Source organism: Streptococcus cristatus, assembly GCF_008369405.1.
GTDB lineage: Bacteria > Bacillota > Bacilli > Lactobacillales > Streptococcaceae > Streptococcus > Streptococcus cristatus_G.
This window is the reverse complement of the sequence record NZ_VSJJ01000008.1, coordinates 92,702-115,654: the sequence shown is the minus strand read 5'-3', so window position 1 is coordinate 115,654 and position 22,953 is coordinate 92,702. Positions and strand designations below refer to the sequence as shown.

At 46.3% G+C, this 22,953-nt stretch carries 20 protein-coding genes; 19 read left to right on the top strand and 1 reads right to left on the bottom strand.

Annotated elements, in window-relative coordinates; translation table 11 throughout:
• From FXF62_RS08185 to FXF62_RS08105, 15 genes are all read left to right on the top strand, one after another.
• On the top strand, positions 1-429 hold the full coding sequence (locus FXF62_RS08185; protein ID WP_149518365.1) for an NUDIX hydrolase: 429 nt from the start codon (positions 1-3) through the stop codon (positions 427-429).
• Positions 426-896, top strand: coding sequence for a GNAT family N-acetyltransferase (locus tag FXF62_RS08180; protein WP_149518364.1), 471 nt, complete (start codon positions 426-428; stop codon positions 894-896). Before FXF62_RS08185 ends, FXF62_RS08180 begins: the two co-directional genes overlap by 4 nt.
• 143 nt (positions 897-1,039) lie before the next feature.
• Positions 1,040-1,993, top strand: a complete 954-nt coding sequence (gene prmA / locus FXF62_RS08175) for a 50S ribosomal protein L11 methyltransferase (protein ID WP_187984257.1) — start codon at positions 1,040-1,042, stop codon at positions 1,991-1,993.
• On the top strand, positions 1,994-2,737 hold the full coding sequence (locus tag FXF62_RS08170) for a 16S rRNA (uracil(1498)-N(3))-methyltransferase (protein ID WP_149518362.1): 744 nt from the start codon (positions 1,994-1,996) through the stop codon (positions 2,735-2,737).
• 169 nt (positions 2,738-2,906) lie between these two features.
• Positions 2,907-3,596 carry a gamma-glutamyl-gamma-aminobutyrate hydrolase family protein gene (locus FXF62_RS08165; protein WP_149518361.1) on the top strand — a complete coding sequence of 230 codons (690 nt, stop codon included), beginning with the start codon at positions 2,907-2,909 and terminating at the stop codon, positions 3,594-3,596.
• 254 nt (positions 3,597-3,850) lie between these two features.
• Positions 3,851-4,300: an 8-oxo-dGTP diphosphatase gene (locus tag FXF62_RS08155; protein ID WP_149518360.1), complete on the top strand. Its 450-nt coding sequence runs from the start codon at positions 3,851-3,853 to the stop codon at positions 4,298-4,300.
• Positions 4,301-4,385: 85 nt separating this feature from the next.
• A complete protein-coding gene (locus FXF62_RS08145; RefSeq protein WP_149518359.1) occupies positions 4,386-4,829 on the top strand; it encodes a dUTP diphosphatase in 444 nt (147 codons plus the stop codon).
• On the top strand, positions 4,789-5,346 hold the full coding sequence (locus tag FXF62_RS08140; protein ID WP_149518358.1) for a histidine phosphatase family protein: 558 nt from the start codon (positions 4,789-4,791) through the stop codon (positions 5,344-5,346). The genes FXF62_RS08145 and FXF62_RS08140 overlap by 41 nt, the downstream gene beginning before the upstream one ends.
• Positions 5,347-5,356: 10 nt before the next feature.
• Complete coding sequence (radA, locus tag FXF62_RS08135) at positions 5,357-6,721, top strand: DNA repair protein RadA (protein ID WP_149518357.1); 1,365 nt, start codon at positions 5,357-5,359, stop codon at positions 6,719-6,721.
• A 76-nt stretch (positions 6,722-6,797) separates the two neighbouring features.
• Positions 6,798-7,493, top strand: coding sequence for a TIGR00266 family protein (locus tag FXF62_RS08130; protein ID WP_149518356.1), 696 nt, complete (start codon positions 6,798-6,800; stop codon positions 7,491-7,493).
• Positions 7,494-7,661: 168 nt separating this feature from the next.
• Positions 7,662-8,156, top strand: coding sequence for a beta-class carbonic anhydrase (locus FXF62_RS08125; protein WP_005591608.1), 495 nt, complete (start codon positions 7,662-7,664; stop codon positions 8,154-8,156).
• Between the two features lie 100 nt (positions 8,157-8,256).
• Positions 8,257-9,123 carry an ABC transporter permease gene (locus FXF62_RS08120; protein WP_149518355.1) on the top strand — a complete coding sequence of 289 codons (867 nt, stop codon included), beginning with the start codon at positions 8,257-8,259 and terminating at the stop codon, positions 9,121-9,123.
• Positions 9,120-9,878, top strand: coding sequence for an ABC transporter ATP-binding protein (locus FXF62_RS08115; protein WP_149518354.1), 759 nt, complete (start codon positions 9,120-9,122; stop codon positions 9,876-9,878). Before FXF62_RS08120 ends, FXF62_RS08115 begins: the two co-directional genes overlap by 4 nt.
• A 696-nt stretch (positions 9,879-10,574) precedes the next feature.
• On the top strand, positions 10,575-11,612 hold the full coding sequence (locus FXF62_RS08110) for a zinc-binding dehydrogenase (RefSeq protein WP_149518353.1): 1,038 nt from the start codon (positions 10,575-10,577) through the stop codon (positions 11,610-11,612).
• Between the two features lie 239 nt (positions 11,613-11,851).
• Complete coding sequence (locus FXF62_RS08105; protein ID WP_149518352.1) at positions 11,852-13,555, top strand: alpha-L-fucosidase; 1,704 nt, start codon at positions 11,852-11,854, stop codon at positions 13,553-13,555.
• Between the two features lie 197 nt (positions 13,556-13,752).
• On the opposite strand, the gene FXF62_RS08100 is transcribed toward FXF62_RS08105, so the two are convergent.
• On the bottom strand, positions 13,753-15,852 hold the full coding sequence (locus tag FXF62_RS08100; RefSeq protein ID WP_149518351.1) for a GH92 family glycosyl hydrolase: 2,100 nt from the start codon (positions 15,850-15,852) through the stop codon (positions 13,753-13,755).
• Positions 15,853-16,021: 169 nt separating this feature from the next.
• Between FXF62_RS08100 and FXF62_RS08095 the strand changes: the two genes are divergently transcribed.
• The 4 genes from FXF62_RS08095 (at position 16,022) to FXF62_RS08080 (ending at position 22,815) form a co-directional block, all read left to right on the top strand.
• On the top strand, positions 16,022-17,311 hold the full coding sequence (locus FXF62_RS08095) for a glycoside hydrolase family 125 protein (protein WP_149518350.1): 1,290 nt from the start codon (positions 16,022-16,024) through the stop codon (positions 17,309-17,311).
• Positions 17,312-17,334: 23 nt separating this feature from the next.
• On the top strand, positions 17,335-19,974 hold the full coding sequence (locus FXF62_RS08090) for an alpha-mannosidase (protein ID WP_149518349.1): 2,640 nt from the start codon (positions 17,335-17,337) through the stop codon (positions 19,972-19,974).
• A gap of 94 nt (positions 19,975-20,068) precedes the next feature.
• Positions 20,069-20,947, top strand: coding sequence for an ROK family protein (locus FXF62_RS08085; protein ID WP_149518348.1), 879 nt, complete (start codon positions 20,069-20,071; stop codon positions 20,945-20,947).
• The gene (locus tag FXF62_RS08080; protein ID WP_149518347.1) at positions 20,932-22,815 is read left to right on the top strand and encodes a family 20 glycosylhydrolase; all 1,884 of its coding nucleotides are present in this window, start codon (positions 20,932-20,934) and stop codon (positions 22,813-22,815) included. Before FXF62_RS08085 ends, FXF62_RS08080 begins: the two co-directional genes overlap by 16 nt.
• The last annotated feature ends 138 nt before the right edge of the window (positions 22,816-22,953 follow it).

Sequence of the window (22,953 nt, the reverse complement as noted above, 5' to 3'; positions counted from 1 at the left end):
ATGGAAATTGAACTCTCTGATTTCACAGGCTGCAAGATTGCCCTCTTTTGTGATGATAGGATTTTAACTATCTTGCGGGACGATAAGTCAAACACTCCTTGGCCCAATATGTGGGAGTTGCCGGGCGGTGGCCGCGAGGGCGAGGAGACTCCTTTTGAATGTGTGCAACGAGAGGTTTTTGAAGAGCTAGGTTTGAAGCTTGAAGAAGCGGATATTGTCTGGGCTAAGGACTATCAAGGAATGCTTAATCCAGACAAAACCTCTATTTTTATGGTGGGAACCATCACTCAGGAAGAATTTGCCAGCATCGTTTTTGGTGATGAGGGCCAGACTTATCAGCTGATGGATGTGAGCCAGTTTTTAGTAGATGAAAAGGTTATTCCGCAGTTGCAGGACAGGTTGAGTGATTATTTGGAGGTGCGAGCATGATTCATATTGAACGGGCAGGAGCTGAGGATTTAGAGACTATTATTGCCATTCAGCGAGCGAGTTTTAAGGCTGTTTATGAGAAATATCAGGATCAATACGACCCCTATCTGGAGGAGCGAGAGCGGATTCGCTGGAAGCTGGTTGAGCGGCCCAATAGTTTTTATTATTTTGTCAAAGACGACGAGAAGATTCTTGGCTTTATTCGCTTGAATACAAATGACGAACAGACGGCAGGCTGGATTGGGACAGTGGCGATTTTGCCAGAGTATCAGAATAAAGGATATGGTTCTGAGGGGCTTAATCTGATAGAGGAGAAATTCTCCACCGTTATGCAATGGGATTTGTGCACGGTTTCCCAAGATAAAGGCATGGTAGCTTTTTATGAGAAAAACGGCTATCATCAAACCCATACGGAGCCCGAAAAAGAGGGCATGGACATGGTCTATATGACGAAGACAATGAAATAAACAAAGAAAGGATTGTTCAGTTAAATTTCTAAACTGAACCCGCCCTAAACACTGTGCCAAAAAGATAAGGTTCTCTTAGACACAAGCGTCGTCAGAGAATTTCCTATTTTGGCTTTGTGTTATACGGGCTTGGTATTTTAATGATGGATACTTGGCAGGAATTAACGATTGAAGTGAAGCGTGAGGCGGAGGAAGCGGCCTCGAATATTCTGATTGAGCTGGGCAGTCAGGGTGTAGCTATCGATGACAGCGCAGATTATCTGGGGCAGATTGACCAGTACGGAGAGCTCTTTCCAGAAGTGGAGCAGAGCGAGCGGGTCCGGATTACCGGCTACTACCCGAATTCTGTGGATATAGAGGCTGTTGCGGCCCAGGCCAATGAGCGACTGGCTGAGCTGGATGATTTTGGCTTGGAGACGGGAGACATTGAGCTGACTCGGCAGGAGCTGGCCGAGGAAGATTGGGCGGACAATTGGAAGAAGTACTTTGAGCCAGCTCGTATCACGCATGATTTGACCATTGTGCCGTCATGGACGGACTATGAGGCGACAGCTGGTGAGAAGATCATCAAGCTGGACCCAGGCATGGCCTTTGGTACGGGTACTCACCCAACGACCAAGATGAGCCTTTTTGCGCTGGAGCAGGTCTTGCGGGGCGGAGAAACTGTGCTGGACGTAGGCACAGGCAGTGGCGTCCTCTCTATTGCCAGCTCTCTCTTAGGCGCTAAGGACATCTACGCTTATGATTTAGACGAGGTGGCGGTGCGCGTGGCTCAGGAAAATATTGAGCTCAACACTGGTATGGAGAATATTCATGTGGCGCCGGGGGATCTTCTCCGAGGCGTAGAAATCGAGGCGGATGTCATTGTTGCCAACATCTTGGCCGATATTCTCATCCATCTGACTGAGGATGCCTATCGTCTGGTCAAGGATGAGGGCTATCTGATTATGAGTGGGATTATTTCTGAGAAGTGGGAAATGGTGCGCGAGTCAGCGGAAGCGGCAGGATTTTTCCTAGAAACGCATATGATTCAGGGCGAATGGAATGCCTGTGTCTTTAGGAAAACGCAGGACATTTCAGGAGTGATAGGTGGTTAGATGCAGCAGTATTTTATAAAAGGAAGTCCTCAGTCCCCTCTGGTCATCACGGATAAGGACACGGCCAAACACATGTTTTCAGTCATGCGACTCAAAGAGGGTGACCAAGTCACACTGGTCTTTGATGATGGTGTGAAACGGCTGGCTCAGGTATTGGACCCCAGCCAGCAGAGCTTGGAAATCATAGAGGAGCTGGCGGACAATACCGAGTTACCTGTCCAAGTGACCATTGCTTCAGGCTTTCCCAAGGGAGACAAGCTCGAGTTCATCGCTCAAAAAGTGACGGAACTCGGTGCCAGCCAGATTTGGGCCTTTCCAGCTGACTGGTCGGTGGCCAAGTGGGATGACAAAAAGCTGACTAAAAAGAGTGAAAAACTGGAAAAAATTGCTCAGGGAGCAGCAGAGCAGAGCAAGCGCAATCTGATTCCTGAAATTCGGCTCTTTGATAAAAAGGCAGATTTTCTAGCGGCCTTGGCAGACTTTGACCGCATCATCGTGGCCTATGAAGAATCAGCCAAAGAGGGAGAAACTGCAGCTCTAGTCCGAGTTCTGTCGGGCTTGGAATCCGGCGCAAAAGTCCTCTTTATCTTTGGACCGGAGGGCGGTCTGTCGCCAGAGGAAATAGCAGCCTTTGGCCAAGCAGGGGCTGTCTCCGTTGGTCTAGGTCCACGTATCCTGCGGGCTGAAACAGCTCCGCTTTATGCCTTGACGGCAGTCAGTGTCATGCTTGAATTACAAAAATGAAATCAGCGGGCTTCTGCTGATTTTTCCTTGCCTGTCGCTACTATATGCCTTTTTGTGGAAAACTGTTCTTGACATAAAAAATTTTTATGGCCAGCTTAAAAAAATACTATTGGACGGCTGAGAGGTGGAATGGTAAGATATTCTATATCAAGTTAAGGAGGGATCATCTATGTGCAGAACAATTGTTGGAGTGTCAGCTAATCTTTGTCCAGTGGATCAGGCGGGCAAAAACCTTCATTCATCTGTATCCTGCAAATTTGCCGAAAGCATCAAGCTAGTCGGCGGTCTACCTATGGTGATTCCTGTTGGGGATAAAAGTCTGGTCAAGGACTATATAGAAACCATTGATAAGCTGATCCTATCAGGCGGGCAAAATGTTCACCCGCAGTTTTACGGGGAGGAAAAGACCATCGATAGCGATGATTACAATCTGGCTCGCGATGAGTTTGAGCTAGCCCTCTTAAAGGAAGCTATTCGTCAGGGTAAGCCCGTCTTGGCTATCTGCCGTGGTCTGCAGTTGGTCAATGTTGCTTTTGGTGGCACGCTCAATCAGCAGATTGACAATCACTGGCAGGGGCAGCCATTTGGTACTTCGCACTCCATTCGCACAGAGAAAGGCAGCGTTGTGGAGCGGTTATTTGGTCAAGCCAGCCAAATTAATTCTGTCCATCGCCAAAGTATCAAGGACTTGGCACCCAATTTTCGCGCAACTGCCTTTGACCCAAGGGATAATACCATCGAAGCGATTGAGGCTGTGGATGGCAGCCGCATCATCGGCCTTCAGTGGCATCCAGAGTTTTTGATCAACGAAGAAAAGGGCAATTTAGAACTATTTCAATATCTTTTGCAAGAATTATAAATTCTTAAATTATTTTTAGCTAATTTTAAGATAAGCTTTATATAATATAAGCATCAAATGAAGACCTCCTAACTTTGTTTGATGAAATCCTAAAACTTTTCTTTTTCATAATAATCTCCCTATAAGAACCGCCCAATCGGCGGTTTTTTTGCTGGAAAGGCTAAGAAATCTAGATTTTCATCAATTGGATGTCTTTTATGTTATAATGAGTCACAGCAGGCCGAGCGAATCGGTCGGTAGATGGAGGAGCAGAGATGTCAAGAGCAGAGCGAGTTATTTTAACAAATATGTGTATGGTTTACGATGGGAACCGCATTTTAGTACAAAATAAAGTAAATGATGATTGGACCGGCCTTTGCTTTCCAGGTGGTCATGTTGAACATCGTGAATCCTTTGTCAAATCAGTGATACGGGAAATCAAGGAGGAAACAGGTCTGACCATCTATGAGCCTCGCTTGTGCGGTGTCAAGCAGTTTTATACCGAAAAGGATGAACGTTACGTCGTTTTTCTTTACAAAACCAATCGTTTTGAAGGAGAACTGGTCTCGTCCGAAGAAGGTGAGGTATTCTGGATTGACTGCAAAGACCTTGACCGCTACTCGCTGGCCGTGAGCTTTAAGGAAATGTATCAGGTTTTCACGTCAGATTTGACGGAGCAGTTTACCCATCTGGAGGATGGAGAGGTCATCAGAGATCTATACTAGGGAGAACCGCCCAATTGGCGGTTTTTTTGCTTGTTTCTTACGAATTTAGTATAATAGGGACAGCAAAAATAGAAAAGAGAAATGTATGAAAATTCGTGGATTCGAGCTGGTTTCCAGCTTTCCAAATGAAGATTTGTTGCCCAAGAGAGAGACGGCTCACGCAGCTGGATATGATTTGAAAGTGGCAGAGCGCACCGTCATTGCGCCGGGGGAGATTAAGCTGGTTCCGACGGGTGTCAAGGCCTACATGCAGCCGAGCGAGGTGCTTTATCTCTATGACCGTTCGTCCAATCCTCGTAAAAAAGGCTTGGTCTTGATTAACTCCGTTGGGGTCATTGACGGTGATTACTATGGCAATCCTGGAAATGAAGGGCATATCTTTGCTCAGATGCAAAATATCACAGACCAAGAGGTTGTACTGGAAGTGGGTGACCGCATTGTGCAAGCTGTTTTCGCACCATTTTTGATTGCGGATGGGGATGTAGCCGATGGCGTGCGGACAGGTGGCTTTGGATCGACGGGGCATTGAGATGAAAGTGATTTTTGTGCGCCACGGTGAGCCCGATTACCATGAGTTAGAGGAGCGTTCTTATACTGGTTTTGGTCTGGATTTAGCGCCTTTATCTGAGCAGGGAAGACGGCAGGCTCAGGAACTTTGCCAGCATCCTTTACTGCGTTCAGCTGATTTGCTGGTGTCTTCTGCAATGACGCGAGCTTTAGAAACGGCATCCTATGTGGCTTGTGCTACTGCCCTTCCCTTGAGAGTGGAGCCTTTGCTGCATGAATGGCAGGTTTATCAAACGGGAAGAGAGAACTTTGAAAAAGCTCGAAGCCTGTTTTTAGAAAATGATGGAGTCTTGCTCCCCAGTAGTCCTCTTCAGTATGAAACAGCTGAGGAGATGAAGGCTCGTTTTGTAGACTGCATGGCAAAGTATCGAGACTACCAGACAGTAGTCCTTGTAGCCCATCGCATGCTCATCCGTCAGTTTGTGCCAAATGAGCAAATTGGTTTTTGCCAAGTGATTGAATGTGAGATAGAGATATAGAAAGAGGTTTATCATCGCTAAGAAAAAGACGACCTTTGTCTGTCAAAATTGTGAATACCATTCGCCCAAGTACCTAGGCCGCTGTCCTAACTGCGGCTCTTGGTCTTCTTTTGTTGAAGAGGTAGAGGCTGCTGAGGTCAAGCATGCACGTGTTTCCTTGACGGGTGAAAAGACTCGGCCTATGAAGCTGGCTGAGGTCACTTCGATTGATGTCAACCGGACCAAGACAGAAATGGACGAGTTCAATCGTGTGCTGGGTGGTGGCGTAGTGCCTGGCAGTCTGGTCCTGATTGGCGGGGATCCCGGTATCGGGAAATCCACCCTGCTTCTGCAAGTATCCACCCAGCTTTCTCATCAGGGCACCGTCCTTTATGTCAGCGGGGAGGAATCAGCTGAGCAGATTAAGCTGCGGGCGGAGCGGCTCGGTGATATTGACAGTGAATTTTATCTCTATGCCGAGACCAATATGCAAAATATCCGCACGGAGATTGAGAAAATCAAGCCAGATTTTCTGATTATCGACTCTATACAGACGGTTATGTCGCCGGAAATTTCCAGTGTTCAAGGCTCTGTTTCTCAGGTCCGAGAGGTGACAGCTGAGCTCATGCAGCTGGCTAAGACCAATAATATCGCGACCTTTATCGTTGGTCACATGACCAAGGAAGGAACCTTAGCTGGCCCCCGAACGCTAGAGCACATGGTGGACACCGTGCTTTATTTTGAGGGCGAACGCCAGCACACTTTCCGTATTTTACGTGCGGTCAAGAATCGCTTTGGCTCGACCAATGAGATTGGTATTTTTGAAATGCAGTCTGGTGGGCTAGTTGAGGTTATCAACCCCAGCCAAGTCTTTCTAGAAGAACGGCTGGATGGTGCGACAGGCTCTTCCATCGTTGTGACTATGGAAGGAACGCGGCCGATTTTAGCAGAGGTACAGGCTTTGGTAACACCGACCATGTTCGGCAATGCCAAGCGGACCACGACTGGACTGGACTTTAACCGAGCCAGCCTCATCATGGCAGTTCTGGAAAAGAGGGCGGGGCTCCTACTGCAAAATCAAGATGCCTACCTCAAATCTGCTGGCGGCGTCAAGCTAGATGAGCCGGCTATTGATTTGGCAGTAGCAGTAGCCATTGCTTCCAGCTACAAGGATTTGCCTACCAACCCCCAAGAGTGCTTTATCGGTGAAATTGGTCTGACTGGTGAAATCCGTCGGATTAATCGCATCGAGCAGCGCATCAACGAAGCAGCAAAACTGGGTTTTACCAAGATTTATGCTCCCAAAAACTCTCTGAATGGCTTCAAGGTTCCAAATAATATCCAAGTCATCGGTGTGACAACAATTGGGGAAGTCTTGAAAAAAGTCTTTGCTTGATGATTTCTTTGTTTTAGATTGCAAAAATATTTTATTATTGCTATAATTTTCTTAAAAAAACAAGGAGGGAACTCTTATGCAATTTTCCATGGATAGCAACATGCAATTTCCACTCGTTGACCTCTACCTCAATCAAGGAGAGACAGTCTTTATCCAGCGTGGCAGTATGGTCTATCACACGCCTAATGTAACCTTGAACACTCAGCTCAATGCTAACGGTTCAGGTTTGGGCCGCTTTGTCAAGGCAGTCGGCCGTTCCATGGTGTCGGGTGAAAGTACCTTCATCACTCAAGCTATCGCCCAGTCCGATAACGGTTTTCTAGCATTAGCACCAGAAGTTCCCGGCCAAGTTATTCCCCTTTATCTGGGAGAAAAGCAGTACCGGCTCAATGACGGAGCTTTTCTGGCTCTTGATGGTACGGCTTACTATACCATGGAGCGCCAGTCTGTTGGTAAGGCGATATTTGGCGGCCAAGGTGGTCTCTTCGTCATGACGACCCAGGGGCAAGGCACACTTTTGGCCAATGCCTTTGGTTCGATTAAGAAAATTGAACTAAATAACCAAGAAGTGACCATTGACAATGCCCATGTCGTAGCTTGGAGTCAGTCCTTGGATTATAATATCCATCTAGAAAATGGTTTCTGGCAGTCTATCGGAACGGGAGAGGGAGTTGTGAATACCTTCCGAGGAACTGGAGAAATCTATGTTCAAAGTCTCAATCTTCAAAGCTTTGCGGGCTCACTCAGTCGCTATATCGCAAAAGGGTCATAAAAAGGTGCGGATGAATTTCCGCATCTTTTTTAAATTTTTCTTTCATTTTTTTCATAAAAAGCGGACATTTTTATTTTATAGGGAGTTAAAAACTGACAAAATACCTAAAAGATGATAAGATGGTAGGAAATAATTTGCCCATCAAATAAATTCTAGTAAGGGGAAAGAATGTCCTATTTTGAAAATTTTATGAAGGCCAACCAAGCCTATGTGGACCTGCATGGAACCTCCCACCTGCCGATTAAGCCCAAGACCAAGGTGGCAATCGTGACCTGCATGGACTCAAGACTCCACGTGGCTCAGGCTCTGGGCTTGGCGCTGGGAGATGCTCATATCTTGCGCAATGCTGGAGGTCGGGTGACAGAGGACATGATTCGCTCACTGGTTATTTCGCAGCAGCAGATGGGCACGCGGGAAATTGTAGTCTTGCACCATACGGATTGTGGCGCACAGACTTTTAAAAATGAAGAATTTGCTGCTTTTCTCAATCAAGAGCTGGGTGTTGATGTTAGCGGTCAGGATTTCCTTCCTTTTACAGATGTGGAGGAAAGTGTGCGGGAAGACGTGGAGCTTCTCCGCCAATCACCCCTAATCCCGGATGATGTGGAGATCTCAGGAGCGGTGTATGACGTTGCTACAGGGCGGATGACCGTCGTTCAGTGACTATTAGTAAGCCAGTTTGTTTGTCAGGATTTCGGCATTGAAATTGGCTGCTTTTTTATGTTAAAATAGAATACGATTTTAATTTAGTTAGGACAATAAGATGATTCTTTCCATTATTTCACAAGGTCTGGTCTGGGCTATTTTGGGTCTGGGGATTTTCATGACCTTTCGGATTTTGAATTTTCCAGATATGACGACGGAAGGTTCCTTTCCTCTAGGTGGGGCGGTAGCCGTCACCTTGATTACCAAAGGGATGAACCCTTTCTTGGCAACGGCAGCTGCGGTACTGGCAGGCTGTCTAGCAGGTTTGGCGACAGGGCTTCTCTATACCAAGGGCAAGATTCCAACCCTGCTATCAGGGATTTTGGTCATGACCTCTTGCCATTCCATTATGCTTATGATCATGGGGCGGGCTAACCTAGGTCTGCTGGGAACTCGGCAGATTCAGGACTTTTTGCCCTTCTCGGAGGAAATCAACAATCTCCTGACAGGCTTGATTTTTGTCAGTCTGGTCATTGCAACCCTGCTCTTTTTCCTAGATACCAAGCTAGGGCAGGCCTATATCGCGACTGGAGACAATCCTGATATGGCGCGTAGTTTCGGTATCAATACTGGCCGCATGGAATTGATGGGCATGATCTTGTCTAATGGCGTCATTGCCTTGTCTGGTGCTCTGATTGCCCAGCAGGAAGGCTATGCGGATGTGTCCCGTGGGATTGGGGTTATTGTCGTCGGCTTGGCGAGTCTAATTATTGGGGAAGTTCTCTTTAAGAGCCTGACCTTGGCTGAGCGCCTGATTACCATTGTAGTTGGTGCCATTGCCTATCAGTTTCTGATTTGGGGCGTCATCGCTCTTGGCTTCAACACCAGCTATCTCCGCCTCTACAGTGCGGTTATCTTGGCGGTCTGCCTCATGATTCCGACCTTGAAAAATAAATTCTTTAAAGGAGCTAAGTTAAGCAAATGACAGCGATTGTAGAATTAAAAAATGCCAGCAAGCGGGTCAATAACGGCTTTGATGAAGAAAAGGTCATCCTAAACGATGTGTCGCTGGAGATTCATGAGCATGATTTTATCACGATTTTGGGTGGCAATGGAGCAGGGAAGTCAACTCTTTTTAATGTGATTGCCGGGACGCTCTCTCTGAGCAGCGGAAACATATATATACTAGGTGAAAATGTGACCAACTTTTCTCCTGAAAAGAGAGCCAAATATCTGTCGCGTGTCTTTCAAGATCCCAAGATGGGAACGGCTCCTCGGATGACAGTTGCGGAAAACCTGCTGATTGCCAAGTTTCGTGGTGAATCGCGCGGTCTAGTTCCTCGTCGGCTGAATAGCTACCGACAGGAGTTTCAAAAGACCATCGATAAAATTGGCAATGGTCTGGAAAAACACTTGGATACGCCGATTGAGTTTCTATCAGGTGGTCAGAGACAGGCTTTGAGTCTGCTCATGGCGACGCTTAAACGTCCAGAGCTACTTCTCTTGGACGAGCATACGGCAGCGCTTGATCCTAAGACAAGTGTAGCTCTTATGGAGCTAACTGACGACTTTGTCCGCAGAGACCAGCTGACGGCTCTCATGATTACCCACCAAATGGAGGATGCCCTCAAATACGGCAACCGGCTGATTGTCATGAAGGAAGGTCAGATAATCCAAGACCTCAAGCAGGAAGAAAAAGCCAAGATGACCATAGCGGACTATTATGGCTTGTTTGAATAGAGTGAAGGGCTGATATTTTCGGCTCTTTTTCTTTATAAAATTATGCACAAAAAATCTTTCACCTTTTCGATTGTAAACGCTTGCAATCTTTTGGTAGAAGGAGTATAATATAAGTAAAGATAGGGAAAGGAAAAACTAAATTTCGCATTCGATTTGCTTTGCTGATATATTTATTTGTAACATATAAGTCGTTGCTTTACTGGACTATTGGTTAAATCGTTGGGTAGGCCTGCTTAGCCTATCTGATTATGACAGTGGGATAGAAAGTAGAAGCTTTTTAGATGGTTTTCAGACTTCGAGATGTTAACCGATAGTTGCTTTGTGATTAATATTTCTAATGCTAAGATAAAAGAAAATCATTAGCGCTTAAAGGAATTAAAAATTTAATAAATTAAATAATCAACAATCAATTGTTAGTCAGTTCCGAATAGGATAAACTGATTGCTCCCATATCAGCAAGGTAAGTCAGACCTCTAGCCGAGTCAAGCTAGAGGTCATTTTGATGGATTCGGGCAGTTGTTAGTGGAGTTTGGACTTCAGCTAGTAAAGACCAAGAAAGCAGCTTTTAAAAAGCGATGAGGTAGGGCATTAGCGCTTGCTGGAGAAGAAAATTTCCTCACAGCTCTTTTGGCTTTTCTTAGTCTGTCTATCTGAAAAGTGATATAATACAGTTAGCAAAACACAAGGAGAAATGCAATGAAATCAGCAGTTTATCTCAAGGCTGGTCAAGTTGGACTAGTAGAAATGGATCATCCGCAAATTCTAGATCCAGATGATGCCATTATCCGTATTGTTCGTACCTGTGTCTGCGGCTCTGACCTCTGGAGTTATCGAAATGAGCAGGTGAAGCCTGGGCGCATGAACAGTGGTCACGAGGCGATCGGTATTGTCGAAGAAGTCGGTGATGCAGTAAGGACTGTGAAAGCAGGCGATTTTGTCATTGCTCCATTTACCCATGGATGCGGGGACTGCGACGCTTGCCGAGTAGGATATGATGGGACTTGTGACCGGCATATTGGCAATAACTGGTCAGATGGGGTGCAAGCGGAATATATGCGCTTCGAGTATGCCAACTGGGCTTTGGTGAAGATTCCGGGTCAGCCATCAGATTATTCAGAAGGGATGCTTAAGTCCTTCTTGGCGCTGGCTGATGTTATGCCGACAGGCTACCATGCGGCGCGTGTGGCAGATGTTAAACCAGGCGACAAGGTAGTTGTCATCGGGGATGGCGCTGTTGGACAATGTGCTGTTATCGCGGCTAAGATGCGGGGAGCTTCCCAAATCATCCTCATGAGTCGGCACGAAGACCGACAAAAGATGGCGCTTGAATCAGGAGCGACAGCTGTCGTTGCAGAGCGTGGTGAAGAAGGCATTGCCAAGGTGCGCGAACTCCTCGGTGGCGGAGCCGACGCCGCGCTTGAATGTGTCGGAACAGAAGCGGCTGTCGACCAAGCCCTTGGTGTCCTTCATAATGGTGGCCGATTAGGTTTTGTTGGTGTTCCTCATTGCGAAAAGCATCCGATTGGTTCCACCTTTGCTCAAAACATCACAGTGGCAGGTGGTGCGGCCTCTGTCACTACCTATGACAAGCAACTCTTACTGAAAGCAGTCCTTGATGGCGACATCAATCCAGGCCGCGTCTTTACTTCCAGCTATAAACTGGAAGAGATTGACCAAGCCTATAAAGATATGGATGAGCGGAAGACTATTAAGTCCTTGATTGTCTTTGACTAAGGTTTGTCAAGCTTATCATGCTAGGGGATCTTAAAGGCACTCAAAGGAATTTGGAATTCTGAGATATCAGTAAAACGATTTGCAAGGATTAGGTCAGGATTTTCAGTCTTCCACAAATTATAGAAGAAAGAGTGGCTTTTTAGGAAGTCGAAAAGGAGGCGTTGCTAGCGTCTTCTTTTTTTGCTATAGTGGAGCTAGAGAAGAGATTGACTAGGAAGAAATGAGGAATAGCGAGACTTATGAAAAAATTGGAAGAGATTGCGGATTATGGTCCCTTGCCTTCGGAAGCCCAGCTGGCTTATCATCGAGATGAATTGGCAGCTTTTATCCATTTTGGTATCAATACGTTTTACGAGCAGGAATGGGGAAATGGTCAAGAAGATCCCAAGCGTTTCAATCCGACTAAACTAGATACAGACCAGTGGATCAGAGTTCTGAAAGAAACAGGCTTTAAACGGGTCATTGTCGTGGTCAAGCATCATGATGGTTTTGTTCTTTATCCAAGTCGTTATACAGACTATACGGTTGCTGCCAGTCCGTGGAGAGATGGTAAGGGTGATCTCTTGGCTGAGGTTTCACGCTCAGCCAGTCGGTATGATATGGATTTGGGGCTTTATCTGTCGCCTTGGGATGCCCACAGTCCGCTCTATCACGTAGATACTCAAGAATCCTACAATGAGTACTATCAGCAGCAATTAGAAGAAATATTGAGTAATCCGCTCTATGGCAATAAAGGGAAATTTGTTGAAATCTGGATGGATGGGGCGCGTGGAGAAGGGGCTCAAAAGCTTTCCTATGAGTTTGAGGCTTGGTTTGAGACCATTCGTCGCTATCAAAAGGACGCTGTCATTTTTTCAACTGAAGCGACTGAATTACGTTGGATTGGCAATGAAAGTGGCCGAGCTGGCGATCCCTTGTGGCAGAAGATTCGACCGGAAAAGCTGAGTGAGCAGACACCGCCTGTCTATCTTTGCCATGGCGATCCAGACGGTACGCACTATTCTATTGGAGAAGCAGATGTTTCCCTGCGTTCGGGTTGGTTTTATCATGAAAGTCAGCAACCCAAGTCCTTGGCGGATTTGTTGGATATTTATCTGGCTTCGGTGGGGCGGGGGACACCGCTTTTGCTCAATGTGCCTCCGACCAAGGAGGGCTTGTTGGCGGAAGTCGATGTCCAGCGCCTGCAGGAATTTCATCAGCTTATCTCTAGCCTTTACGATCAAGACTTGGCTACGGAGGCCGAAGTCACAAGTAGCAGTGAAAGGGCAGGCTATCCAGCAAGCAATTTGACGGATGGTCAAAGGGATAGCTTCTGGGCTCCGAATGCGGAGGAGGCTTCCTATGTCTTGGAGATTGACCTAGGTTACAGCTGCACTTTTAATCTGCTAGAAATCAGAGAACCGATTGCCAAAGGGCAACGGGTAGCAGGCTTTATCCTAGAAGTGAAGAAAGAGAATGCTTGGACTGTCTTTGCCCGTGGTCAGACGATTGGCTATAAGCGTCTGCTTTTGGGCGAAATGGTCGAGGCTCGTTACTTGCGCTTGATTTTGACAGATTTTCAAGCCTTGCCACTGTTGAGTAAGCTGGGCGTGTACAGGACATCAGCGATCATGGAGGAAGAGAAGAGGCCTTCTGGTTTGGTACTTTTACAAGCAGAGGACACAGTAATCGGGGGGCAAGCAAGTCAGATTCGTCTGCGTCGTTTAGATGGACTGGAGCAGGCGGAGCAGATCCGACTGGTTACGGAGCCTGGCACAGGAACGCACGGAACAGCTTATGAGGATCAAATCTGGGATGTGACCTTTGCTCCAGGTGAGACGAGAAAAGAGTTGACCTTATCAACCTTGGCTTTCACAGGTCAGCAAGAATTGAATTTTTACCTTTGTGCTAGCCGAGAGGATGGTCGTCAAAGCAGACTCAAGATTGAGGTCAAGGGAAGTTAGAATGAGAAAAGAAGAGTGGGACAGCAATCGGTAATTCGTTAGAATACGATTTCGTCGTCTCACCTCCGCACAGTTGAGTAGGGTTGTAAAAGCTGATGAAATCAGCCTAGTAGAGCCCACTCAACCACTGCGTCTTGCTCGACAATCCAAAGACAATTGAGAGGCTAGGACTTTTGTCCCAGCCTCCTTTGCTGTTTTTATGATTGTGTAGAGGATGAATTTGGCAACCAAGACAGGTAGAAGTCCAGCCTGTCAGAAGCCAGTAAGTCCTCATGCGAAACTCGCTGCTGGCTTCGTCCGTCTAATTCTGCCTTTTTCACAAACTGGAAGTGGGGATAGTTATCATGAGCGTAAATATCAAGCCATTTTTGACTTTGTGGCAGGTAGAGGCGCAGATGGTCAAAGAGCGGAATGCCTAAGTCATAGTGAGGCTTGCCAGGACAGGTCGGATAGAGCCCCAAGACGCTCCAGATATACCAAGCTGAGAGGCTGCCATTGTCTTCGTCACCAGGGAAAGCCTGCCAACCAGCCTGAAAAGCCTCTTCTCTCAAGCTTTTGATTAGGAGACTAGTATATTCTGGCTTGGCACTATAGCGGAAAAGATAAGGGATATGAAAACTAGGTTGATTGGAAATGGCTAGCTGGCCAAAATGAGCATTCACCATCTCGCTCATTTCATGAATTTCGTAGCCGTAGCCTCTGACATCAAAATAAGGCTGGTCCTGACAGAGCCTAGTCAGATAATCGGTAAAGGCTGCCTCACCGCCCATGAGCTCTTTTAAGCCTTCGATATCATGGAAGACGCTGAGCGTATTTTGCATAGCAGAGCATTCTGCATAATCTCGTCCCCAGCTGTAAGGAGAAAAGTCGGATCGGAATTGTCCTTGTCGGTCTTTGGCACGCATATAGCCCGTTTCTGAGTCAAAAAGGTTTTGGTAATGGCGTGCCTGCTGGCCGTATCGCTGGGCTACTTGTTCCTCGTGGAGTTTGCTGGCTAGGCTGGCAATGCAAAAGTCGCTGTAACTATAGTCCAGCGTGTGGCTGACGCTTTCATGATAATCTGTTGGCAGGTAGCCCAAGGCTTGGTAGTCGCTAGCCCCGTGTCGGCCGTAACGTTGGGAAGGATCTTCTTTCTCGGCTGTGTCTAGCATGGCTTGGAACAATTCCTGTTCTAGGTCGGGAATGAGATGTTTCGCAGCTGCATCCGCAATAACACCGTCAATCAAGGTGCCTGGCATCATGCCCCGTTCATCAGGAGCCAGCCACTTGGGTAGATAACCCGTTTCTTTGTAGAAATTCAGAAATCCTTCTAGAAAGTCATGATAGATGTCTGGTGCGATAAGAGCTAGTAGAGGAAAATTGGTACGAAAACCATCCCAAAAACCGATATTAGTATAGAATTTTCCAGACTGGACAGTTTGATGGGTAAAGTCCCAATGAATTTCTTGTCCTTCAGCATCGATTTCATAAAAGGTCTGAGGGAAGAGGAAAAGGCGGTAAAGAGTCTGGTCAAATATGCGGCGGTCAACTTTTCTCTGCTCCACAACATCAAATCGGTGGAGATAACTTTCCCAGGCTTGCTTGGTTTGCTCTTTCACCCTATCAAAGTCAGCTTGGGACAGATTCGTCACGGCTTGCTCTTCCGAGATAAAGGAAGTGGCTAGGACGAATTGTAGTTGTCCCTGCTCAAAGTCTAGAACCAAGTCCTCTCCAAGGGCATGACTGGCTTGAATGGGCTGGTCAAAGCGCAGGCAGACATGCATAGTCAGAGCTTGCTTGGCTGGATTGGTTTCTTCTTTCAAACTACCTATAAGCGTGTAGGCGTCCAGCATTCGAAAATAAGTCTGAGCCTCACTGTGCAGGATAAGGCTGATAGGCTGGGTCAATCGGCTTGTGAAGCGGAAGCAGGCTCCATAAGTAGTCGGAGTCAGTTCCGTGCGGACTTGATAACGGTTGGAGTGAATTTTTAAATAATGTGGCTGAAAAATGCTCTCGTCTGGTCGATACGACGACTGGCGGTGATAGATATCAGGCTTGCTGATCTTTTCGGTAACAGGCGTGAGCAAGAGCCAAGAGAAGTCCCCAATCCAAGGACTGGGCTGGTGGGTCAGACGAATGCCTTGAAAAATGGGCAAGTCTGGTTGAAAGAACCAAGCGCCATCTGTATGGCTGCTCTGGGGGACGAAGTAGTTCATACCAAACGGTGCCCCTGTATAGGGCAGGGTATTGCCGTGGGAAAAGCTATGGGAATTGTCCGTTCCATAGCGGGTATCAATCGTTTCTAGTATTGTTTTCATGGAAAATCTCCTTCAATCCAGCTTGCTTTGTCTTGATTATAACATGAATCAGGAAGCAGCGGACAAGGCAAAAATATATTATCGAAAGGCCTTTAGTTTGTGTATATATTTTAAAAACTGTTTAGCCTATACTAGAGAATGTAAACGAGTATGAAAAAGGAGAATGAATATGGTTTATTCTAAAGAAATTGTTGGGAAATGGTTGGAGTCTATCGCCCAGTTAGCTCAGGATCATCCGACTTGGGTTTCTGTTTTTGAGCGTTGCTATACGGATACCTTGGACAACACGGTCCAAATTTTAGAGGATGGGTCTACTTTTGTCTTGACAGGTGATATTCCAGCTATGTGGCTACGGGACTCTAGTGCTCAGCTCAAGCCCTACCTCTTTGTAGCCAAGCAAGATCCAAACATTCGTCAAACGATTGCGGGTTTGGTCAAACGTCAGATGACGCTGATTCTCAAAGATCCTTATGCTAATGCCTTTAATATCGCTGACAACTGGAAAGGTCACCATGAAACAGATCATACAGAGCTGTCTGGTTGGATTTGGGAACGCAAGTACGAAGTGGACTCTCTCTGCTATCCTCTGCAGCTGGCTTATCTCTTGTGGAAAGAGACGGGGGAAACGAGTCATCTAGACGCCACCTTTGTTGCTGGTGTTAAAGAAATTCTACGAGTTTGGACGATCGAGCAGGACCACAACCAGTCTTCTTATCGCTTTGTCCGTGATACAGATCGCAAGGAAGATACCTTGGTCAATGATGGCAAAGGCCCTGACTTTGTAGTGACAGGTATGACTTGGTCAGCCTTCCGTCCAAGTGATGATGCTTGTATTTACAGCTATCTAGTACCGTCTAATATGTTTGCAACGGTTGTCTTGGGCTATGTGGCAGAAATCTTTGAAGAATTGAATTTAGAGGGTGCTGAGGAGATTGTTCCGCATGCGCTGCGCCTGCAAAAGGAAATCAAAGAAGGAATTGAAAGCTACGCCTATACCCAAAATGCCAAGGGTGAAAAGATTTACGCTTTTGAGGTAGACGGTCTGGGGAATGCCAGCATCATGGACGATCCGAATGTACCAAGTCTTTTAGCAGCGCCTTATCTAGGCTTTTGCTCAATTGACGACGAAGTCTACCAAGCGACACGCCGCACCATTTTGAGCCCAGAAAACCCTTACTATTATGAGGGCAAATATGCTGCAGGACTTGGTAGCTCGCACACCTTCTACCGCTATATCTGGCCGATTGCTCTATCCATTCAAGGCTTGACCACGCACGATAAGGAAGAAAAACGTCGGATTCTGGACTTGCTCGTAGCCTGCGATGGTGGCACAGGTGTCATGCACGAAAGCTTCCATGTGGACGACCCAACCAAGTATTCTCGCGAATGGTTCAGCTGGGCCAACATGATGTTCTGCGAACTAGTATTAGATTATTATGATTTAAAAATTGAGGTATAGAATTAATAAATAAAGGAACAAAAATGGAAAATATTACTGTACATATCATTTCTCACAGCCACTGGGATCGCGAATGGTATCTCCCCTTTGAATCCCACCGTATGCATCTGGTCGAGCTTTTTGACAATCTCTTTGATTTGTTTGAACATGATCCAGAATTCAAAAGCTTCCACCTAGACGGGCAAACCATTGTCTTGGATGATTATCTGGAAATCCGTCCGGAAAATCGCGACAAACTGCAGCGCTATATTGACGAGGGCAAGCTGAAAATCGGGCCTTTCTATATCTTGCAGGATGATTATTTGATTTCTAGCGAAGCCAATGTCCGCAATACCTTGATTGGTCAGCAAGAGTGCAAGAAATGGGGCAAGTCCACTCAGATTGGTTATTTCCCAGATACTTTTGGAAATATGGGACAAGCGCCTCAGCTTTTGCAGCAATCAGGCATTCATATAGCTGCTTTCGGCCGTGGGGTTAAGCCAATCGGCTTTGACAATCAAGTTTTGGAGGACGAGCAATTCACTTCTCAGTACTCTGAAATGTACTGGCAAGGTGCCGATGGCAGTAAAGTTCTAGGCATCCTCTTTGCCAACTGGTACAGCAATGGAAATGAAATCCCAACAGATCTAGAAGAAGCGAAAGTTTTCTGGGATCAAAAGTTAGCAGATGTGAAGAGCTATGCTTCTACTAATCAATGGCTGATGATGAACGGCTGTGACCACCAGCCAGTTCAGCGCGACCTCAGCCAAGCTATCCGAGTAGCCAATGAGCTTTATCCAGAAATCAACTTTGTCCACAGTTCTTTTGATGACTATATGCAAGCTGTGGAAGCTGCTCTGCCTGAGGAATTGTCTACAGTTCAAGGCGAGTTAACCAGCCAAGAAACGGATGGTTGGTACACCTTGACTAATACCTCTTCAGCCCGCATCTATCTGAAGCAGGCTTTCCAAGAAAACAGCAACTTGCTAGAGCAGGTGGTTGAGCCGCTGACTGTTATCACAGGCGGTCACAATCACAAAGATCAGCTGACTTATGCTTGGAAGACTCTCTTGCAAAACGCTCCGCACGATAGTATTTGTGGCTGCAGTGTTGACGAAGTTCACCGCGAAATGGAGACCCGCTTCGCCAAGGTCAATCAAGTGGGCGAATTTGTCAAAAGTAACTTGCTGGAAGAATGGAAGAAAAAATTAGATAGCCGCCAAGCTGAGAGTGACCTGCTCTTTACCGTTGTCAATACTGGTCTCCATGATAAGATCGATACCGTTTCTGTGGATGTGACCTTTGCGACCTGTGATTTCAAGGAAGCGCATCCGACAGAAGCCTATCGAAGAATGGCAGAATTGACGATTCCAGACTTGATTGTGAAGGATTTGGATGGTCGTTATGTCGAAGCTAAAATCGAGGATTTGGGAGCTAATTTCCAATATGACCTACCAAAAGACCGCTTCCGTCAGGCTTATATTGCCCGTCAGTTGCGGGTGACATTGCCGATTCATCTAGCACCTCTGGCTTGGAAAACCTTCCAATTGCTTCCTGGTGCAAAAGAAGAGCATGAAGGCCTCTACCGCAATGGCGTAATTGACACTCCATTTGTGACTATCAGCTTTGATGAAAATTTGACCGTCTATGATAAGACGACCCACGAAGCCTATGAAGACTTCCTCCGCTTTGAAGATCGGGGCGATATTGGAAATGAGTATATCTACTTCCAACCAAAAAATACAGAGCCAATCTATGCAAAACTGACTGGTGTCAAGGTGTTGGAAAACAATGCCCGCTATGCCAAGGTGGAATTAAGCCATGAATTGACCTTGCCAGTAAGTGCAGATGAACTACTGGATCAAGAACAAAAGGGCATCGTTGAGTTTATGACGCGCTCAGCAGGTCGTTCGTCAGAATTGACAACTATGATCTTGACAACTGAGTTGACGGTCTTTGCGGACAGCCCACAATTGCGCTTTAAGACTCGCTTTACCAATACTGCTAAGGATCACCGCATCCGCCTTCTTTTCAAAACTCACAACAGCAGTAAAACCAACGATTCAGACAGCATTTACGAAGTAGTTCGCCGTAACAACCAGCCGGCTGCGTCATGGGAAAATCCAGAAAATCCGCAGCACCAACAAGCCTTCGTCAGTCTTTATGATGATCAAAAAGCAGTTACAGTAGCCAATAAAGGTCTAAATGAATACGAGATTTTAGGCGATGATACGATTGCAGTAACCATTCTGCGGGCAACAGGTGAGCTGGGCGACTGGGGCTACTTCCCAACGCCAGAAGCCCAGTGTCTGCGTGACTTCCAAGTCGAGTACACGGTAGAATGTCACCAACCGCAAGAGCGATTTGCTGCTTACCGTCGGGCCAAAGCCTTCCAAACACCGTTGACAGCTCTGCAAATTTCCAAACAAGAAGGAAGTATTGCAACGGCTGGACAAGCCTTGGACCACCCTGCTCTGAATCTAGCAGAAATCTGCCCGACAGCCCTGAAAGTGGCTGAAGACGAGTCAGGTATCGTACTTCGTTATTACAATATGACCCAAGAAGAGCAAGAAGTGACAACTGCTTCTCAAACCCTAGTCAACCTTTTGGAAGAAGTACTTCCAGAAAAGGATGGAATCTTAGGACCACAGGAAATTCGCACAGAGCTCTTGACAAAAGATTAAAAAGAGGAGGCTAGGGCAATGGACTAAATATTTGAAAATTTAGTTCCTTGCCCTATTGCCTTGCAAGTTCTAGAAAACAGAGAAAGGAGAAAAGATGCTTATTGCAACAATTGACATAGGCGGTACAGGTATCAAGTTTGCGGCTATGTCCAAAGAAGGAGAGATACTGGAAAAGCAAGAGCTTGCTACACCAGACAATTTAGATGACTTGCTGACTTGGCTGGATTCTTGTCTTTCCAAGCAGGCTTACCAAGGCATTGCCATGAGTGTGCCTGGGGCGGTTGACCGAGAGACAGGAGTCATTGGTGGGATTAGCGCTGTTCCTTATATTCACGGCTTTTCTTGGTATGATAAGCTGGCTTCTTACGGTTTACCAGTTCACTTAGAAAATGATGCTAACTGTGTTGGTTTGAGTGAACTTCTGGCCCATCCAGAGCTGGAAAATGCAGCCTGTGTGGTTATCGGCACTGGAATTGGTGGAGCTATGATTATCAATGGGAAGCTCCATCGTGGCCGAAACAGTTTGGGTGGGGAGTTTGGCTATATGACAACCCTAGCACCTGCTGAAAAACTCAATAACTGGTCGCAACTTGCCTCAACTGGAAACATGGTGCGTTATGTTATTGAAAAAACTGGCCAAAACGACTGGGATGGACGCAAGATTTACCAAGAAGCTGCGGCAGGAAATACCCTTTGCCAAGAAGCTATCGAGCGGATGAACCGCAATCTTGCACAAGGTTTGCTCAATATCCAGTATCTCATCGATCCAGATGTGATTAGCTTGGGCGGCTCCATTAGTCAAAATCCAGACTTCATCCAAGGTGTCCGCTCAGCGATTGCTTATTATGTCGATCACTATGAAGAGTATTCGGTGGTGCCAGAAATTTTAGCGTGTACCTATAAGGGGGAAGCCAATCTTTATGGCGCTTTAGTAAACTGGTTACAGGAGGAAGGCCAATGGCCACATTTGTAGGATTATCAAGCAAGCAAGAAAAGGCTCTTGCTCGCTTAGAAAAATATTTGAACTTGGGCGAGATTGGAATTAGTCTTGTCCCTAACTCTGCTGTCTCCATCAAGGTGGAAGGCCGTCAGGGACATTATCTGGTCAGCTATCATAAGCCTCATCAGCTCTATCGAGCTTTAGCCCTCTTATCTGCCGCCCTTAAAGCAGGGCAGGATGAAGTGGAGATCGAGGAAAGAGCGGCTTATGAGGATTTGGCCTATATGGCCGATTGCTCTCGCAACGCCGTCTTGAATCTGACCTCGGCTAAGAAAATGATTGAAGTCTTGGCCTTGATGGGGTATTCCACTTTTGAACTTTACATGGAAGATACCTATGAGATCGAAGGCCAACCCTATTTTGGCTATTTCAGAGGTCGCTATACTGTTGCAGAATTGCAGGAGATTGAGGCTTATGCTGCAGATTTTGATATGACCTTTGTTCCTTGTATTCAAACCTTGGCCCATCTGTCAGCTTTTGTCAAATGGGGTGTCAAGGAAGTGCAGGAGCTTCGAGATGTGGAGGATATTTTACTGATCGGGGAAGAAAAGGTCTATGACCTTATTGAAGGCATGTTTAAGACAATGTCTCAACTTCGTACACGTAAGATAAATATCGGGATGGACGAAGCCCACTTGGTTGGGCTCGGACGTTATTTGATTCAGCATGGTTTCCAAAACCGTAGCCTCCTCATGTGTCAACATCTTGAGCGCGTGCTGGATATCGCTGATAAGTACGGTTTCCACTGTCAGATGTGGAGCGATATGTTCTTCAAGCTCATGTCAGCAGATGGCCAGTACGACCGTGATGTGGAAATTCCAGAGGAAACTCGCGTTTCTCTGGATCGTCTCAAAGACCGTGTGACCTTGGTTTACTGGGATTACTATCAGGATAGCGAGGAAAAATACAACCGTAACTTCCAAAATCATCACAAAATCAGTCAGGACATTGCCTTTGCTGGCGGTGCTTGGAAGTGGATTGGCTTTACACCGCACAACCATTTCAGTCGCTTGGTAGCCATCGAAGCCAATAAAGCCTGTCGCCAAAATCATGTTAAGGAAGTGATTGTGACCGGCTGGGGGGATAATGGAGGAGAAACCTCTCAATTCTCAATCCTACCTGCCCTGCAGATTTGGGCAGAACTGGCCTATCGAAATGATTTAGATAAAATAGCCCAGCATTTCTTAGTTAGCACAGGCCTTGCCTTTGATGATTTTATGAAAGTAGACTTGGCCAATCTTTTGCCAGGCTTGCCAGAAAACCTCAGCGGTATCAATCCAAATCGTTATATCCTCTATCAGGATATTCTATGTCCTTTGCTGGAACGCCATATCCGACCGAAAGAAGACAAGCAGCATTTTGAAGCTGCTGCTCAGTCCTTGCAAGAAGTCAGCCTCAAAGCTGGTGAATATAGCTATCTCTTTGAAACTCAGGCTCAGTTGAATGCGCTCTTGGCCTTGAAGATTGCTGTCACATCTGGCATTCAAAAAGCCTATGGTGCAGGAGATAAAGCTCGCTTGGCAGAACTAGCTGAGAAAGAGTTGCCTTTGCTTTACCAAAAAGTGGAAGACTTTGCCGAGCAATTTAGCCGCCAATGGCAACAAGAAAACAAGATTTTCGGTTTGGATACTATTGATATCCGCTTTGGAGGTTTGCTCAAGCGGATCAAACGGGCGCAGGAGCGCCTGCAGCAATACACAACTGGTCAGCTTGATTCTGTAGAAGAATTAGAGCAAGAAATCTTGCCTTTCAATGACTTTTATAAGGAGCAAGGTCTAACAGCTACAACAGCCAACCAATGGCATCTCATCGCTACAGCGTCAACGATTTACACAACGTAAACACTTTGCTTGATCAAAGTTTTCATGGTTCTACTCTACTTTTTATCTGTATATTAGATAAATAATTTGTATAGTTTTTTCTATAATTAGGAGTTTAAATGAGAATAAAAAAAGGCATATAATAGAAATATGAAAACG

Excerpts from the sequence above, each read along its gene's own strand:
- FXF62_RS08185 (WP_149518365.1), top strand. The coding sequence starts at position 1 with ATGGAAATTGAACTCTCTGATTTCACAGGCTGCAAGATTGCCCTCTTT.
- FXF62_RS08180 (WP_149518364.1), top strand. The coding sequence starts at position 426 with ATGATTCATATTGAACGGGCAGGAGCTGAGGATTTAGAGACTATTATT.
- prmA (WP_187984257.1), top strand. The coding sequence starts at position 1,040 with ATGGATACTTGGCAGGAATTAACGATTGAAGTGAAGCGTGAGGCGGAG.
- FXF62_RS08170 (WP_149518362.1), top strand. The coding sequence starts at position 1,994 with ATGCAGCAGTATTTTATAAAAGGAAGTCCTCAGTCCCCTCTGGTCATC.
- FXF62_RS08165 (WP_149518361.1), top strand. The coding sequence starts at position 2,907 with ATGTGCAGAACAATTGTTGGAGTGTCAGCTAATCTTTGTCCAGTGGAT.
- FXF62_RS08155 (WP_149518360.1), top strand. The coding sequence starts at position 3,851 with ATGTCAAGAGCAGAGCGAGTTATTTTAACAAATATGTGTATGGTTTAC.
- FXF62_RS08145 (WP_149518359.1), top strand. The coding sequence starts at position 4,386 with ATGAAAATTCGTGGATTCGAGCTGGTTTCCAGCTTTCCAAATGAAGAT.
- FXF62_RS08140 (WP_149518358.1), top strand. The coding sequence starts at position 4,789 with ATGGCGTGCGGACAGGTGGCTTTGGATCGACGGGGCATTGAGATGAAA.
- FXF62_RS08130 (WP_149518356.1), top strand. The coding sequence starts at position 6,798 with ATGCAATTTTCCATGGATAGCAACATGCAATTTCCACTCGTTGACCTC.
- FXF62_RS08125 (WP_005591608.1), top strand. The coding sequence starts at position 7,662 with ATGTCCTATTTTGAAAATTTTATGAAGGCCAACCAAGCCTATGTGGAC.
- FXF62_RS08120 (WP_149518355.1), top strand. The coding sequence starts at position 8,257 with ATGATTCTTTCCATTATTTCACAAGGTCTGGTCTGGGCTATTTTGGGT.
- FXF62_RS08115 (WP_149518354.1), top strand. The coding sequence starts at position 9,120 with ATGACAGCGATTGTAGAATTAAAAAATGCCAGCAAGCGGGTCAATAAC.
- FXF62_RS08110 (WP_149518353.1), top strand. The coding sequence starts at position 10,575 with ATGAAATCAGCAGTTTATCTCAAGGCTGGTCAAGTTGGACTAGTAGAA.
- FXF62_RS08105 (WP_149518352.1), top strand. The coding sequence starts at position 11,852 with ATGAAAAAATTGGAAGAGATTGCGGATTATGGTCCCTTGCCTTCGGAA.
- FXF62_RS08100 (WP_149518351.1), bottom strand. The coding sequence starts at position 15,852 with ATGAAAACAATACTAGAAACGATTGATACCCGCTATGGAACGGACAAT.
- FXF62_RS08095 (WP_149518350.1), top strand. The coding sequence starts at position 16,022 with ATGGTTTATTCTAAAGAAATTGTTGGGAAATGGTTGGAGTCTATCGCC.
- FXF62_RS08090 (WP_149518349.1), top strand. The coding sequence starts at position 17,335 with ATGGAAAATATTACTGTACATATCATTTCTCACAGCCACTGGGATCGC.
- FXF62_RS08085 (WP_149518348.1), top strand. The coding sequence starts at position 20,069 with ATGCTTATTGCAACAATTGACATAGGCGGTACAGGTATCAAGTTTGCG.
- FXF62_RS08080 (WP_149518347.1), top strand. The coding sequence starts at position 20,932 with ATGGCCACATTTGTAGGATTATCAAGCAAGCAAGAAAAGGCTCTTGCT.